At 67.8% G+C, this 15,485-nt stretch carries 11 protein-coding genes; 8 read left to right on the top strand and 3 right to left on the bottom strand.

Features of this window, described 5'->3' with window-relative positions; genetic code table 11:
• The first annotated feature begins 24 nt into the window (after window positions 1-24).
• The 4 genes from AC1DGI_RS05575 to secA all read left to right on the top strand — a co-directional run bounded on the left by AC1DGI_RS05575 (window position 25) and on the right by secA (window position 6,007).
• The gene (locus AC1DGI_RS05575; RefSeq protein ID WP_476898052.1) at window positions 25-1,038 is read left to right on the top strand and encodes a ComF family protein; all 1,014 of its coding nucleotides are present in this window, start codon (window positions 25-27) and stop codon (window positions 1,036-1,038) included.
• Between the two features lie 143 nt (window positions 1,039-1,181).
• Entirely contained in the window at window positions 1,182-1,901 is a 720-nt protein-coding gene (hpf, locus tag AC1DGI_RS05570) for a ribosome hibernation-promoting factor, HPF/YfiA family (protein WP_441402358.1), read from the top strand.
• A 29-nt stretch (window positions 1,902-1,930) separates the two neighbouring features.
• Window positions 1,931-3,184 carry a winged helix-turn-helix domain-containing protein gene (locus AC1DGI_RS05565; protein WP_476898051.1) on the top strand — a complete coding sequence of 418 codons (1,254 nt, stop codon included), beginning with the start codon at window positions 1,931-1,933 and terminating at the stop codon, window positions 3,182-3,184.
• Between the two features lie 84 nt (window positions 3,185-3,268).
• Window positions 3,269-6,007: a preprotein translocase subunit SecA gene (gene secA / locus AC1DGI_RS05560; RefSeq protein ID WP_476898050.1), complete on the top strand. Its 2,739-nt coding sequence runs from the start codon at window positions 3,269-3,271 to the stop codon at window positions 6,005-6,007.
• A 100-nt stretch (window positions 6,008-6,107) separates the two neighbouring features.
• Here secA and AC1DGI_RS05555 read toward each other — a convergent pair whose 3' ends face one another.
• Both AC1DGI_RS05555 and AC1DGI_RS05550 read right to left on the bottom strand, forming a co-directional pair.
• Window positions 6,108-6,578, bottom strand: a complete 471-nt coding sequence (locus tag AC1DGI_RS05555; protein WP_476898049.1) for an Rv3235 family protein — start codon at window positions 6,576-6,578, stop codon at window positions 6,108-6,110.
• Between the two features lie 51 nt (window positions 6,579-6,629).
• The gene (locus AC1DGI_RS05550) at window positions 6,630-7,460 is read right to left on the bottom strand and encodes a LysM peptidoglycan-binding domain-containing protein (RefSeq protein ID WP_476898048.1); all 831 of its coding nucleotides are present in this window, start codon (window positions 7,458-7,460) and stop codon (window positions 6,630-6,632) included.
• Between the two features lie 134 nt (window positions 7,461-7,594).
• On the opposite strand from AC1DGI_RS05550, the gene AC1DGI_RS05545 reads away from it, so the two are divergent.
• Entirely contained in the window at window positions 7,595-8,167 is a 573-nt protein-coding gene (locus tag AC1DGI_RS05545; protein ID WP_476898047.1) for a hypothetical protein, read from the top strand.
• A gap of 4 nt (window positions 8,168-8,171) precedes the next feature.
• Here the strand turns inward: AC1DGI_RS05545 and AC1DGI_RS05540 are convergent, their stop codons facing one another.
• A complete protein-coding gene (locus tag AC1DGI_RS05540; RefSeq protein WP_441402321.1) occupies window positions 8,172-8,387 on the bottom strand; it encodes a helix-turn-helix domain-containing protein in 216 nt (71 codons plus the stop codon).
• A gap of 154 nt (window positions 8,388-8,541) precedes the next feature.
• On the opposite strand from AC1DGI_RS05540, the gene AC1DGI_RS05535 reads away from it, so the two are divergent.
• The 3 genes from AC1DGI_RS05535 to AC1DGI_RS05525 are packed head-to-tail and all read left to right on the top strand — an operon-like array spanning window position 8,542 to window position 15,459.
• Complete coding sequence (locus tag AC1DGI_RS05535; RefSeq protein ID WP_476898046.1) at window positions 8,542-9,186, top strand: hypothetical protein; 645 nt, start codon at window positions 8,542-8,544, stop codon at window positions 9,184-9,186.
• A complete protein-coding gene (locus AC1DGI_RS05530) occupies window positions 9,186-10,547 on the top strand; it encodes a CpaE/TadZ family protein (RefSeq protein WP_476898045.1) in 1,362 nt (453 codons plus the stop codon). The genes AC1DGI_RS05535 and AC1DGI_RS05530 overlap by 1 nt, the downstream gene beginning before the upstream one ends.
• Window positions 10,548-10,605: 58 nt before the next feature.
• On the top strand, window positions 10,606-15,459 hold the full coding sequence (locus tag AC1DGI_RS05525) for an NAD-glutamate dehydrogenase (protein WP_476898044.1): 4,854 nt from the start codon (window positions 10,606-10,608) through the stop codon (window positions 15,457-15,459).
• Window positions 15,460-15,485: the final 26 nt, after the last annotated feature.

The raw sequence follows: 15,485 nt of genomic DNA, 5'->3' as shown, positions 1-15,485 counted from the left end.
GGACGCGGGGCCCAGCCTTGAAGGGTGAACCAGCGACGGCACCATGCCCCCCGCCGTGCCCCAACCGATGGGAAGGACCGGGTCAGTGACCCGGACCTCACTCCGGCACCGCCGCTCGCCAAACACCGCGGTGACTACGCCGGCCGGCTGGCGCGGATCGCCGAGCGGGCGGAGTCCGCCGCCGGGGAGTTGCTGGCACTCGCGCTGCCGGTGGCCTGCGTTTGCTGCGGTGCGGAGGACAGGACGCTCTGTGCCGCCTGCGCGCACCGGATCCGCCTGCTGACCCGCAGGCCGTTCCGGGCCGAGGGGAGGGCACCCGCCCTGGTGGACATGGACGGGTCCGTCCTGCTTCCGGTCGTGGCGGCAGGGGTCTACCGGGGCGAGCTGGCGCAGGCCCTGCTTTCCTTCAAGCGGCACGGCCAGCGCCAACTGGCCGAGGAACTGGCCAAGGCGCTGGCCCTGGCCGTCGGGGCCGCCGCAGGTCCGGCGTCGGGGATACTACTGGTCCCCGTTCCCAGCAGCGGAGCCGCTTTTCGGCGCCGCGGCTTCAGCCCGGTCCACCTGCTGCTGTCCCGTGCCAAGCGTAGCCCGGCCCTGAGGGGCACCGCCGTCGCTGACGTGCTCCGCAAGGTACGGCCGGCGCCGGTTGGCCCTCCGGGCCGTTCCCGGGCGACGGCGGGCCGGGCCACGCCTCTGGCGGGCCGGGCCATGGCTCTGGCGGGCTGGCCCGGTGGTCAAAAGGGACTGGGACGCGCCGCGAGGGCCCGGCGGGTCCGCGGCTCAATGAACATCAAGCGCGGAATGCGTCCCACGGGGCTGGCTAGCAGGGCCTGCATCGTCGTGGACGATGTGCTCACCACAGGTGCCACGCTGGCCGAAGCGGCACGCGCGGTGCGCGCTGCGGGAGGCGTTGTGCGAGGCGCCGTGGTGCTCGCGGCGACACGCCCGCCCGCCCAGTACGACTTTGCCGCGGCGATGCCCGGACTGGCGCGGAAGCCAAGTGAACGGGAAAAAAATAAACCAAAAAAGGATGAATAACAGGGGGCTATGAACTAACGTCGAAGATGGGTACCAAGAACAGATGTACCTGTCGATAGCGGCTCGGAAAGGGGCTCGACTGTCAGTCAGATCAGCCCCCGGACGTGCCGCCGTCGTGTCACCGAAGTCATTTGGAGGGCACCATGGAGTTCATGATCAGCGGTCGTAATTTGACGGTTTCGGACCGCTTCCGCGAATACGCCGACGAAAAGATCTCAAAGATCGCGTCCCTGGGGGACAAGGTCCAGAGAGTGGACGCAAAGGTTTCCAAGGAGACCAAGGCCCGGCAGACTGCGGAGATGCTCACTGTTGAGTTGACCGTCCTGGGGCGAGGCCCAGTGATTCGCGCCGAAGCCAGCGCCGCAGACAAATTCGCCGCATTTGATCTGGCCTACAACAAGCTTCTTGAACGGCTGCGCCGTGCCAAGGACCGCAAGAAGGTTCACCACGGCCGGCACACCCCGAAATCCGTCACCGAGGCGACGGCCACCCTGGAACCCGCCAGCGCCAACGAGCCGCTCTACGAGGAAGCGAGCCGCCAGCCGGAGTCCCAGCCGGCCGAGAAATCCGCGTACGAGGTGGACAACGATATTCCGGCCGGGGACTCGCCCGTGCTGATCCGCCGGAAGGTCTTCCCGGCGTCGTCCTTGTCCCTTGATGACGCCGTCGACAACATGGAACTCGTGGGCCACGACTTTTACCTGTTCGTGGACAAGGATACGAAGGCCCCGTCGGTGGTCTACCGCCGCGAAGGCTGGACTTACGGTGTGATCAGCCTGGACCAGACCTGCGAACCGGGCGAGGCTCCGCTGGAAGAGAAAGTCATCGCCTATCGTTCAGAAGATGAGCCCGCCCGCACCTGAGCAGGCGGCCACCCTACGAAGGGAATGATGTGCCCGCATCGCTGAGCCTCAAGCAGGCGCGGCGGATCGCACTGGCAGCCCAGGGATTGGACAAGGTCCGGCCCGCCGCACCCGTGAGCGCACGGGCGGTGGGCCGGACCTTTGCCCGTCTGCATCTGGTCCAGATCGATTCGGTCAACGTGCTCGCCCGGAGCCACTTCCTGCCGTTCTTCTCCAGGCTCGGCAACTACGACCGCTCCATCCTGCACCGGATGGCGGCGACGCATCCGCGCCGAATGATGGAGTACTGGGCGCATGAGGCCAGTTTCATCAGGCCCGAGCACTTCCCGGACCTCGTGCTGTGGCAGAGCCGCAAGTGGGTCGGAGCCCACGCCATGGATCCCGAGCTGCGCACCGAGGTGGCGCAGCGAGTGCTGGCAGCGCTGGCCGCCGGACGGCCGATGACCGCCACCGAGCTCACGGCCCGGCTGGGCCACGTCGAGGACCGGCGCACGGACAACTGGGGCTGGAACTGGAACGCGGTCAAACGGGTCCTGGAACACCTCTTCGAGCAGGGTCTTGTCTCGGCGGCGTCGCGGACCGAATCTTTTGAACGCCGCTACACACTGACCGCCAAGGTCCTTGCGCCGGGGGCGGCCGGGCCGACGGACCCTGAGCACGTGCCGCCCGCCGGCGGCCGCGAACCGGACCCCATGGCCGCCATGGTCCGGCTGATCGACGCCGCGGCGCAGGCCCACGGGATTGGCACCCTGCGGTGTTTCGCGGACTATTTCCGGTCCCCGCTGCGCGCCGCCGCCGTCGCGGTGGAACAGCTCGTGGACGCCGGACGGCTGGAACCGGTGACGGTGGACGGCTGGAACCGGCCGTTGTACCGGCACGCCGACGCAGGTCTGCCGCGCGCCGCCCGCGGCCGCGCGCTGCTGAGCCCCTTCGACTCCCTCGTCTTCGAACGCCGCAGGCTGGAGGAGCTGTTCGGCTTCCACTACCGCCTCGAAATTTATACGCCCGAGGCCAAACGCCGCTACGGCTATTACGTGCTGCCCTTCCTGTTGCGTGACGGCATCGTGGCCCGTGTGGACCTGAAAGCGGACCGCGCGACGGGCAATCTGCTCGCCCGGGCCAGCCACGCCGAGCCCGGCGCGCCGGACGACACCGCCGTCGAACTCGCCGAGGAGCTGCAGCTCATGGCAGAGTGGTTGGAGCTGGACCGGATCGTCGTCGCCCCCGTAGGGGACCTGGCGCCGGCGCTCGCGCAGGCCGTGGCCGGGCTGCATCCGCTCTGAGGGAACAGGCGCGTCCCGCCCTGCGTCTCTCCCGTAGACTAAACACGCCGGAATTCGGCAGCTTGAGACTGGGAGCAATTTCACGTGGCATCACTGATTGAAAAACTTCTCCGCACGGGTGACAAAAAGACCCTGCGGCAACTGCGGAACTACGCCGATTCCATTAATGCCCTGGAAAGCTCCTTCCAGACCTTCACCGACGCCGAGCTGCGCGAAGAGACCGACCGGCTGCGTGCCCGCCACGTCGACGGCGAAAAGCTCGACGACCTGCTCCCGGAGGCCTTCGCCGCGGTTCGTGAGGCATCGTCACGCACGCTCGGGATGCGCCACTTCGACGTCCAGCTGATGGGCGGCGCAGCCCTGCACCTGGGCAACATCGCCGAAATGAAGACCGGTGAAGGCAAGACCCTGGTGGCCACCGCGCCGGCCTACCTCAACGCCCTCGCCGGCAACGGCGTGCACGTCATCACCGTGAACGACTACCTCGCCGAGTACCAGTCGGACCTGATGGGCCGCGTCTACCGCTTCCTCGGTCTGAGCAGCGGCTGCATCCTCTCCAACCAGGACCCCGCTGTCCGCCGCGAACAGTACGCCTCGGACATCACCTACGGCACCAACAACGAATTCGGCTTCGACTACCTGCGCGACAACATGGCGTGGGACAAGTCCGAATTGGTCCAGCGCGGCCACAACTTCGCCATCGTCGACGAAGTGGACTCCATCCTCATCGACGAGGCCCGCACCCCGCTGATCATTTCCGGCCCGGCGCAGGGCGACACGAACCGCTGGTACAGCGAATTCGCCAAGGTCGTGCTGCGGCTGCAGCCGGACACCGACTACGAAGTCGATGAGAAGAAGCGCACCGTCGGCGTCCTCGAGGCCGGCATTGAAAAGGTCGAGGACTACCTCGGCATCCACAATCTCTACGAGTCCGCGAACACCCCGTTGATCGGCTTCCTCAACAACGCCATCAAGGCGAAGGAACTGTTCAAGCGGGACAAGGACTACGTCATCCTCGACGGCGAAGTGCTGATCGTCGACGAGCACACCGGCCGTATCCTCGCCGGCCGGCGCTACAACGAGGGCATGCACCAGGCGATCGAAGCCAAAGAAGGCGTCGAGATCAAGGCTGAGAACCAGACCCTCGCCACAGTCACGCTGCAGAACTACTTCCGCATGTACGACAAGCTTGCGGGCATGACCGGCACCGCCGAAACCGAAGCCGCCGAATTTATGAGCACTTACAAGCTCGGCGTCRTCGCGATCCCCACCAACCGGGACATGACCAGGATTGACCAGGCCGACCTCGTCTACAAGAACGAGGCCGTCAAGTTCGATGCCGTCGTCAAGGACATCGCCGAACGGCACGAAAAGGGCCAGCCCGTCCTGGTCGGCACCACCAGCGTCGAAAAGAGTGAATACCTGTCCCGGCTGCTGGCCAAGGAGGGTGTCCGCCACGAGGTGCTGAACGCCAAGAACCACGCTCGTGAAGCGTCCATTGTGGCGCAGGCCGGCCGCAAGGGCGCCGTCACGGTCGCGACCAACATGGCCGGCCGCGGTACCGACATCATGCTGGGCGGCAACGCCGAGTTCACCGCCGTCGCCGAACTCGCCCAGCGCGGACTGGACCCGGAGGAGAACTCCGAGGAATACGAGGCCGCGTGGCCGGCCGCCTTCGAGGCCGCGAAACAGGCGGTCAAAGACGAGCATGAGGAAGTCCTGAACCTCGGCGGCCTCTACGTACTCGGCACCGAGCGGCACGAGTCCCGCCGGATCGACAACCAGTTGCGCGGCCGGTCCGGGCGCCAGGGCGACCCCGGCGAGTCCCGCTTCTACCTGTCGCTCACCGATGACCTGATGCGCCTGTTCAACTCCGGCGCGGCCGAGCGGCTCATGAACAGTTCCGTGCCGGACGACGTTGCCCTCGAATCGAAGCTCGTCTCGCGAGCCATCGCCTCGGCCCAAGGCCAGGTGGAGGGCCGCAACGCCGAACAGCGCAAGAACGTCCTCAAGTACGACGACGTCCTGAACCGCCAGCGCGAGGCCATCTACGGCGACCGCCGCCGCATCCTCGAAGGTGATGACCTGCACGAGAAGGTCCAGTTCTTCCTTGAGGACACGATCACCGCGTTCATCGACGAGGCGACGGCCGAAGGGACCGGCGACGACTGGGACTTCAACCTGCTCTGGACCAACCTGAAGACCCTGTACCCGGTGAGCTTCTCGCCGCGCGACGTGATCGACGAGGCGGGCGGCAAGTCGCGGATTACGGTCGAGTTCCTGAAGGAAGAGATCCTCTCCGACGCCCGGCTGGTCTACCAGGCCCGCGAGGAGGTCATCGGCTCCGAAAGCATGCGTGAGCTGGAACGCCGTGTGGTCCTCTCCGTGATCGGCCGCAAGTGGCAGGAACACCTCTACGAGATGGACTACCTGAAGGAAGGCATCGGCCTGCGGGCGATGGCCCAGCGCGATCCCCTGGTCGAGTACCAGCGCGAGGGGTTCATCATGTTCCAGGCCATGATGGAGGCGATCCGGGAGGAGAGCGTCGGTTTCCTGTTCAACCTGGAGGTCGAGGTGACCCCAGCGCAGGACGTTGTAGTGGCCGACGCCGAGGGACAGCACACGGAACACCAGGAACCGCAGATCCACGCTGCCGGCCTGGAGGCCCCGGAGAAGCCGGCCCAGCTGCAGTACACCGCTCCCGGCGAGGACGGTGCGGCCAGGACCCGCGTCGAGGCCAAGTCTTCCGGGCGCTCCGGCAACCCGGCGAAGGCAGCGGCGCAGGAGCCGCCGCGACGCGCAGCGAAGAAGAAGCGCCGCTAGGGCAGCCTCCGCGCGGAGGCAGCCGGAGGCAGGGCCGGAACGAAAGTTCCGGCCCTGCCTCTTTCTCGTCGCCCTCCTTTCTGGTTGTTCGGCCTGGACTTCAGCCGATTTCGAGTACGGTGACGCGCCATACGAGGCGGTTGCGCTCCAGCCGGAGCGCAACCGCCCGGACGCGGAGTTCGTCCGAAACCACGGCGCTGGCCTCGTAAACGTCCTCGGAGACCCGGCTGGCGCGGACCGACCGGACCGCGGGATTCCGGTGCAGCCGGCCCGCCGTCGGTGATGTGCCGGAGGCGACACGACGTGTCAGCGCGGCCCGGTGCTGCAGCGCGGCCAGGCAGCGCTCGTCGAGGCGGCGGGCGAGCTGCTGGGCGGGACGGGTTCCGGCGAGGACCTCAACGGCGGCCTGCACAGTTGACCGGCAAATGGCGCACACCTCGCGGTCCTGGTCCACGAGCCGCAGGACCGGGGCCGGTCCGCCGGCGGAGGGAAAGGGGACTGCGCGGTGATCGGCCGACGCCGGCGGCCGCGGGACAGCGGTGCCTGCGCGGATACCGGTAATGGGGTTCATGGGGCTTCCTTTGCTCTCGTGGGCTGTTGCGGGYGGTTCGGGGCGCTGTGGTTAGGGGGCGAACGGCATCCTGAGGACCTGGCCGGGGAGCAGTAGTCCGGGGTCGCCGCCGATGACCTCGCGGTTGGCCTGATAGAGCCGCGGCCACGCCCGAGCGATATCCACATCGGATGCCAGCGGTCCCAGCTCCGCGGCACAGATACTCCAGAGCGAATCCCCGGCCCGGACGGTCTTCTCGACCATGCCCGGCGCGGGTTCCTGTGCCCGCAGCGGACCGGCGGCGAGGCTGCCGGGAGCTACCGGTGGCGGCGCCGGCGTCCAATGCGGATCCGGTCCAAGGCTCCCGGGCCCGGGCCTGGGGTCGGGTGGTTCCAGGGCACGAAGGGTCATCGGTGCGGGAACGGCTGCGGAAGTGGTGCCGCCCGGCGCGCCGCCGGTGGGGGTCCAAGCCGCGGCCACCGCGGGTGGGGGAGGAGCGCCCGGACCGCCGGGGCCGGGCGCGGCGTGTGCCAGCGGGGCCGCGGCCAGTTGCAGGCCGAGCGCGGCCAGCGCCAGCCGGCGCATGAACGCCGGGCTGAATTTCCCCGCCGCAGCCGCGGCCCGGCGGCTGCCGCCGCGTTCGAGGACAGCGGACACAAGGGCAATCAGGAAAGACAGCGCCCACCAGACGACGACGATGAGGCCGGCGGTGTTGGCCACCACGCCGATGTGGTCCTCGAAAGAGACGGACTGGCGCCGCGCCGCGGAAGCCTGCAGGCGCTGCGCAAGCTGGGCTCCCGACACGGCTAGGAAGGCCCCCAGCAGCAGGATGACCAGGGCCAAGGATGCGTCTGCACCCAGTCTCCGCCGGGACCCGGTGCCGGAAAAGTTCCTGATAGCCACAAAAACCTCCTTTGATGCTGTTTGATGCAGTTTGACGTCTTTAAAAAGAGTTTGTCCCTTTCCGGGTATGTTTGTCTAGAGGCTCCGGGGTGATGTGGATTGACCGGCCCGACGGGCACGCCTACGCTGGCGCCATGCGATGGGACGACCTGTTTGCAGACCTGGAGGCGCAACTTGCCGCCGGGGAGCGCCTCGACCTGGACGTAGAAATCGACGAGCGGGCGCGCGTGGACGCCGCCGCGGTGGAGTTGGCCGACAGGTTGCGAGGCTCGGTCGGGCTCCGGATCGGTGTCCACCTCGGATCCGGAACGGTGTACGAAGGAACCCTGAGTCACGCCGGCAGCCAGTGTCTGGTCCTCGATGAGGAGCGTCACCAGGTGCTGATTCCTTACACAGCCGCCGTACGTTATTCGGGCCTGTCCAGGCTGGCTGTAGGCACAGGACCGTCAGTCCGGCAGCGGCTCGGACTCGCCAGCGCCCTGCGCGGACTGGCCCGTGACCGCGCCAGCGTGACCGTGTTGGTGTGGCGGGGCGCCGCGGGGGAATCAGTGCTGTACGGAGTCATCGACCGGGTCGGCCGGGACTTTCTGGACCTGGCCGTCACCCGGCCGGGCGAGGAACGCCGGCCGGCCAATGTCAGCGGAGTCGCAACTATCCCCTTTGCCGCGTTGGCCGGGTTGAGGTCGGTCCGCAGCGCCGAAAGCTAGTGGTTTAGCGCCCCTTGGCCTTGGCCTCGTCGATCATGCGGCTTGCTTCGGCGTAACGCTCCTGGATGTACTGCTCCAGCATGGTCTCCTCGACCCGCCACTGGCCTCTTCCGCCAACCTGGATGGCCTTGAGTTGACCGCTCCGGACCAGGGCGTAGGCGGCGGGCGAGTTGATCTGGAGCTGCTCGGCAACGTCGGCAAGGGTCAGGAATCGTGGCATGGCACCATTTTGCCACCGGTGGCACCGTTTGGGGCTGTTATCCACAAATTAGTGTTGTTTGCTTCAGGTCCTTTTCTACGGCTCGCCAATTCGTGAGAATAGGGGTGTCCGGCGCCCGCAGCCCGGGCCGCGACTACAGGGGGGGGCAGGACGCATGACTGTGAGCACAGTGGCCGGCGGCGGCGCCCGGTTGAAGAAGCCTTCCTGGAAGGATCCGCGGCTGCTCGTGGGCATCTTGCTCGTGCTGGCTTCCGTGGTGGGCGTCGTCTCGCTCGTCGCCGCGGCGGACCAGACCACGGAAGCCTACGCCGCCAGCGGGCCGATCGCCGTCGGCGAAAAGCTGACCACGGACAAATTGCACCGGGTCAGGGTCCGGCTCGGCGACGTCGAGCAGTACTACCTCACGCCGGAGGCCGATGTGGCCACGGGACTGGTCGCCGTCCAACGCATCGGCAAAGATCAGCTCGTCCCGCGGGAAAGCCTTGGCCAGTTGGATGCACTGAACCGCAAACCGGTCGCCGTCACGATCGACGAGGCGCTCCCGCCGCAGGCGGTGGCAGGGTCCCGGGTGGATATCTGGGTGGCGCAACCGGACACCCGGAACGGCTTCAGCGAACCCACCCTGCTGCTCAAGGGCGCCGAGATCGCCCAGCTCACGCCGGGGACCACCGCACTGGGGGCTCAGCGTTCCACCGTCGTAATGGTTCTCGTCCCCGACGGGCAGATGCCGAAACTCCTGGGGGCGCAGGCCAACAAGGCAAAAATCTCCGTCGTCTGGAATCCGGGCGGAGCGCCCTGATGGGCATCCCGGTGGTGACGGTGGGCAGCACCCGCGACGACCTGGTCGGCGGACTGGAGCGGCTTCATGGTCCGGTGTCCGTGGTCCGGCGCTGCGCTGAGCTGGCCGAGCTCCTGGCTGCCTGCCAGACCGGGCTGGCCCGGGCCGCCGTCGTCGCGGAGGGCAGCGGTGAGCTGACGGCCTCACTGGTGGACAGGCTGTCCGCCGTCGGGGTCGCCGTGGTGGCGCTGACCGACAGCCCCGAGGAAGCAGCCAGGCTGCAGGGAATCGGCGTGACCGCGGAGATCTCCGGGGTGGAGGCCGCCGCCCTCGCCGCCCTGATCACCGGTGCCGTGGCCCAGCTCAGCGGCGCTGGCCCGGGGCAAGGCGCGACTGCCTTCGCGGACCATTCCGTGGCGCGCCGCACACAACCCCGGACGCAGGACCCGGAGCGCGTGCGCGCGACCGACGGCAACCCCGCCACCGGGGGCGCGGCCGCAGGCGGCGGGACCGGGCAGCCGGACACCGGCAGGATTATCGCCGTCTGGGGCCCGGCCGGGTCGCCCGGCAGGACCCTGCTGGCCGCCAACATCGCCGGCGAGCTGGCAGCGGAGGGCAAATCGGTCCTGCTGGTCGACGCCGACAGCTACGGCGCCAGCGTGGCCGCGGTGCTGGGGCTGCTGGACGAGGCTGCCGGACTCGCACAGGCCTGTCGCTTGGCCGACCAGGGTGTGCTGGACGGGACGGCGTTGCTGAGGATCGCGGTCCCGGTGGGCACCCGGGGCGGATCCTTCCGGGTCCTTACCGGCATCACCCGGGCCGACCGCTGGACCGAACTGCGCGCAGCTGCCCTCTCGCTGGTCTACGAACGGGCCCGCGAGATCGCCGAGGTCACGGTGATCGACGCCGGGTTCTGTCTGGAGGCCGACGAAGAGCTCAGCTTCGACTCGATGGCGCCGCGCCGGAACGCCGCGACCCTCCGCAGCCTGGAAGTGGCGGACACCGTGTTTGCCATCGGCGCCGCCGACGCGGTCGGGGTGCCACGGCTGGTGCGCGGCCTGGCCGAGCTGAACGCCGCCGTCCCGCGGGCAACCCCGCACGTGATTCTGAACAAGGTGCGGGCCGCTGCCGTCGGACGTTCCCCGGAACGCCAGCTCCGCGACGCCTGGGCTCGCTACGGCCCGACCGTCCCGCTGGAATCGTTCCTCCCGTCCGACCCGGCTGCCTGTGATGACGCCCTCCTGGCCGGCTCGCTGTTGCTGGAGTGCGCCCCCGAATCGGCCCTCCGCAAGGCAATCGCCGGACTTGTTTGTGCACCTGCCCAACGAAATCGAAGATCCTCTGTCCTTTCTCCCACAGCAGGTCGCCGGGCAAACGGCTAGGCTCGCCATGAGGGCCGCAACGGTGCGGCCATGAACTTCTTGATGGAGGCGTTTGTCGATGTCGTCTGGGTCCAGCGTGGAGGATCAGCCCGTTTCGGTCGGTGCCAGCGAAGGGTACTTCGGGGACTACTACGAACACCTCGCCGAGGAGGATGCCCGCGCCTACGGCGGGGATGTCCTCACGGCACGGTCGCAGGCGCACTTGCGGGCGGCCGCCCAGCGGCAGCCCGGCGTCGCCAACATTCTGATCGCCGATGAGGCCGAGTCCAGCGTCGTGTACATCGTCACGGACGACATGCCGTTCCTGGTGGACTCCGTCAATGCCGAACTCGTCCGGCAGAAGTCCCCGATCCGCCTCGTGATGCACCCCCTCTTTGTCGTCACGCGCAACCGGGAGACCGGACAGCTGGTCAAGGTCGCACGGGTGCCCTCGCACCTGGGGATCTCCAGTGGTGACACGGCGGCGATGCCGAAGCTCTCGCATCTCATCGCCGACGGCGACAACGCCTCGCACATGGAGTCCTGGATCGCGGTCGAGATCGACCCGGTCGACGACGCAAAGCGGCAGCAGCTGGTCGACGGCATTTCCCGGGTGCTCGGCGACGTCCGCGCCGCGGTCGAGGACTGGCCCAAGATGCGCAACAAGGCGCACGAGATTTCCGCGGACCTCGAGAGGGTGGCCAATGCCGCCCAGATCGCTGAACTCCGCCAGGCCCAGGACCTGCTCCGCTGGCTGGACGACGGGAACTACACCTTCCTCGGTTACCGCGAATACGACCTGCGCAACGACTCAGGCGAGGACGTGCTGGAACTTCGGGAAGACAGCGGCCTCGGCCTGCTGCGCGACAGCGCCGACACCCGCCACCAGATCCAGCACCTGACCGAGACCGGCCGGAAGAAGGCCCGCGAAAAGCGGGCCCTGGTGATTACCAAAGCCAACTCGCGCTCCACGGTGCACCGCTCGGCGTACCTGGACTACATCGGCGTCAAGAGTTTCGACGCTGCCGGCAACGTCAACGGCGAACGGCGCTTCATCGGCCTGTTCGCCACGACTGCCTACGCCGGCTCGGTCCGGGACATCCCGGTGGTCCGCGAAAAGGTCGACGCCGTGCTGCGCGGTGCCGGCTTCCCGCCGGACTCGCACTCCGGCAAGGACCTGCTCGGTATCCTTGAGACCTACCCGCGCGATGAGCTATTCCAGATCGAGGTCCCCGACCTCGCCGCCATCGCCACCGGCATCCAGCGGCTGCAGGAACGCCGCCGGACCAGGCTGTTCCTGCGGCCGGATATCTACGGCCGCTTCATGTCCGCCCTCGTCTACCTTCCCCGCGACCGGTACACCACCAACGTCCGGCTGCGCATCGAGCAGGAACTGCGGCAGACCTTCGACGCGGTCTCCATCGACTACGAGGCCCGGATGACCGAGTCCGCCCTCGCCCGGCTGTTCTTCCGGATCCGGCTCCCCAAGGACGCCGACGTCAGCCACGTCAACACCGAAGACGTCGAGAAGCGTCTGGTCCGCGCCGCCCGCTCCTGGAGCGAGGGCATCACCGAGGTCCTGCGCGCCCGGGCCGGCGCCGACGGCGAGAACGGCGCCAAAGACCTCGCCGCTGTGTGGTCCGATGCCTTCCCCGCCAGTTACCGCGTCGACTACGAAGTCGAGGACGCGCTCGAGGACATCGCCCGCTTCGAGAAGTACGGCGCCGCCGAGCGCGCCGGCGGTGAGCGGCCCGGCGTGCACGTCTACCTGCCCGAGGGCGCCGGCGCGACGCTCGAAGAAGACGCCCGCGTCAAGCTGTACATGCTCGAACCCAAGAGCCTGAGCCAGATCCTGCCGTACTTCCACAACCTCGGTCTCGAGGTCCTGGACGAACGCCCCTTCGAGATCGGGACAGCCGACCACCGCGACTTCTTCCTTTACGATCTCGGCCTGAAGTACCCGGCCGGGGTGGACCCGGAGCGCACCGGTACCCTGCTGGCTGAGGCCTTCGGTGCGGCCGTGTCCCGTGCGGTGGAATCGGACAGCTTCGACCGGCTCGTGCTGCGTGAAGGCATGCAGTGGCGCCAGGTGGTCGTGTTGCGCGCCTACGCCAAGTACATGCGGCAGATGGGCAACACCAACTCCTTTGAGTTCATGGCGGATACCCTGCTGGCCAACCCCGACGTGACCCGCGGGCTGACCGCGCTCTTCGCCGCCCGCTTCGACCCCGCGCTGGATGCCACCGGACGCGAACAGCGACAGGACGAGGTCCGGACCGGCCTGGATGCGGCCATCGAACAGGTCGCCACGCTCGACGCCGACCGCGTCCTGCGCACCTTCAAGAACCTGATCCAGGCTACGCTCCGGACCAACTTCTACCAGAACAAGACGCACGTCAGCTTCAAACTGGACCCCTCCGGGATTGACGGCCTGCCGTTCCCGCGGCCGATGTACGAGATCTGGGTCTACGCGCCCCGGGTCGAGGGCGTGCACCTGCGTTTCGGCAAGGTCGCCCGCGGCGGACTGCGCTGGTCGGACCGCCGCGAGGATTTCCGCACTGAAATCCTCGGCCTGGTCAAGGCACAGACAGTCAAGAATGCCGTGATCGTGCCCACCGGCGCCAAGGGCGGCTTCTACGCCAAGCAGTTGCCGGATCCCTCCGTGGACCGCAGCGCCTGGATGGCCGAAGGGGTTGAAAGCTACAAGACCTTCATCCGTGGCCTGCTGGACATCACCGACAACCTCGTCACGACTGCGGACGGCGAAACGCTGGTGCCGCCAGTCGACGTCGTGCGGCACGACGGCGACGATTCCTACCTCGTCGTCGCCGCGGACAAGGGAACGGCCTCCTTCTCCGACATCGCCAACGGCCTCTCGGCCGATTACGGCTTCTGGCTCGGCGACGCGTTCGCGTCCGGCGGCTCCGTCGGCTACGACCACAAAGCGATGGGCATCACCGCCCGCGGCGCCTGGGAATCCGTCAAGCGGCACTTCAGTGAACTCGACCTGGACACGCAGGCCGAGCCGTTCACCGTCGTCGGCGTCGGCGACATGTCCGGCGACGTCTTCGGCAACGGTATGCTGCTGTCCCGGCACATCCGGCTGCTTGCGGCCTTCGACCACCGGCATATCTTCCTGGACCCGAACCCGGACGAGGCGGCGTCCTTCACGGAACGGCAGCGGCTCTTCGACCTGCCACGCTCCTCCTGGGACGACTACGACAAGTCACTGATCAGCGAAGGCGGCGGCGTCTTCGGCCGCCAGAGCAAGTCCATTCCGGTCTCCGCGCAGGTCCGGGCCGCCCTCGGGCTGCCGGAAGGCACCACGCGGCTCAGCCCGCCGGAACTGCTCCGTGCGATCCTCCTCGCCCCGGCCGACCTGCTCTACAACGGCGGGATCGGCACCTACGTCAAGGCGAGCACTGAAACCAACGCCGCGGTCGGGGACAAAGCCAACGACGCCATCCGCGTCGACGGCCGTGAACTGCGCGTCAAGGTGGTCGGCGAGGGCGGCAACCTGGGCATGACCCAGCGCGGGCGCATCGAGGCAGCGTTGCAGGGCGTCATCCTGAACACTGACGCCATTGACAACTCTGCGGGCGTGGACTGCTCCGACCACGAGGTCAACATCAAGATCTTCGTGGATCGCATGGTGGCCGCCGGCAAGCTGGCCCCCGCGGAGCGCGCGGAGTTCCTCGGTTCGATGACGGAGGAAGTCGGCCGGCTGGTGCTCGAGGACAACATCGACCAGAACATCCTGCTGCTTAACGACCGGATGCGCGTCGCCGAATGGAGCCCCAGCTACGAGCGGCTGATGGATTGGCTCGAGAAATCCGCCGACCTCAAGCGCGAGCTCGAGGCGCTGCCCACCACCGAGACGCTGCGCGAACGCCTTGAGCAGGGCCAAGGGCTGACCTCGCCGGAACTCTCCGTGCTGGCCGCCTACGCCAAAATCGAACTCGCCGCCGCGCTGCGGGACAGCGACCTCGCGGTGGACCCGTGGTTCCGCGAGACCCTCCGGGCTTACTTCCCGAAGCAGTTGCGCGAACGGTTCGACGCGGACCTGGACACCCACCCGCTGCGCCGCGAAATCATCGCGACAGTGGTCGCGAACGACATGATCAACATGGGCGGCATCACGTTCGCGTTCCGCGCCATGGAGGAAACGTCCGCCACCGAAGCCGCGGTCGCCAAGGCCTTTGTCGCCCTCCGCGAGGTCTACGAGCTGAACATCATGGTGGCCGAGCTCAACGCACTCCCGGCGTCGTTCCCGACCGAGCACTGGAGCACCGTCCACCTGGACATCCGCCGGCTGCTGGACCGCGCGGTCCGCTGGGTCCTGAGCCAGGGCAACGCCGGCCGCCCGATCGCCGAAATCGTGGCCGAATTCAAGCCGCTGATGGACCCGATGCGGGCCCGGCTGCTGGACTACCTGCGCGGCGACGACCGCGAGCGGGTGATGCATTGGCTCGAGAAGGCCCGGAGCTGGGAGCTTCCAGAGGATCTGGCGCACCGCTGGGCGGAGCTGTTTGAAAGCTTCGTGCTGCTGGACATTGCCAAGATCGTGCAGCTCAGCCCCGAGCCGGTGGAGAACATCGCGCACGTCTACTACTCGGTCTTCAACCGGTTCCACGCCGATTCGCTGCTCGAGCGCATCACCAAGCTGCCCCGTAAGGACCGCTGGCAGGCCCTGGCCCGTGCGGCCCTCCGCGACGACCTGTACTCCACCGTCTCGGACATGACGACGGCGGTCCTGGCGACGACACCGCCGGACATGCCGTCTGAGGAACGGCTGGCAGCCTGGGAAGGCCAGAATGTCGAGCAGTTGGGCCGGGCCAAGTCGATGTTCGACGAGGTGAACGCCCTCGAGGCCGATGACATGGCCTCACTGTCGGTAGCATTGAGGCTCTTGAGGTCAATCGTCCGACGCTAGGGAGTTTGCAGTTCCCGGCGTCGCAA

Source organism: Arthrobacter sp. 05N428_2, from assembly GCF_056397065.1.
The sequence above is the reverse complement of the archived record's forward strand: the minus strand, read 5'-3'. Positions and strand labels throughout refer to the sequence as shown.

Excerpts from the sequence above, each read along its gene's own strand:
- AC1DGI_RS05540 (WP_441402321.1), bottom strand. The coding sequence starts at position 8,387 with ATGCCACGATTCCTGACCCTTGCCGACGTTGCCGAGCAGCTCCAGATC.
- AC1DGI_RS05535 (WP_476898046.1), top strand. The coding sequence starts at position 8,542 with ATGACTGTGAGCACAGTGGCCGGCGGCGGCGCCCGGTTGAAGAAGCCT.
- AC1DGI_RS05555 (WP_476898049.1), bottom strand. The coding sequence starts at position 6,578 with ATGAACCCCATTACCGGTATCCGCGCAGGCACCGCTGTCCCGCGGCCG.
- AC1DGI_RS05530 (WP_476898045.1), top strand. The coding sequence starts at position 9,186 with ATGGGCATCCCGGTGGTGACGGTGGGCAGCACCCGCGACGACCTGGTC.
- AC1DGI_RS05525 (WP_476898044.1), top strand. The coding sequence starts at position 10,606 with ATGTCGTCTGGGTCCAGCGTGGAGGATCAGCCCGTTTCGGTCGGTGCC.
- AC1DGI_RS05545 (WP_476898047.1), top strand. The coding sequence starts at position 7,595 with ATGCGATGGGACGACCTGTTTGCAGACCTGGAGGCGCAACTTGCCGCC.
- hpf (WP_441402358.1), top strand. The coding sequence starts at position 1,182 with ATGGAGTTCATGATCAGCGGTCGTAATTTGACGGTTTCGGACCGCTTC.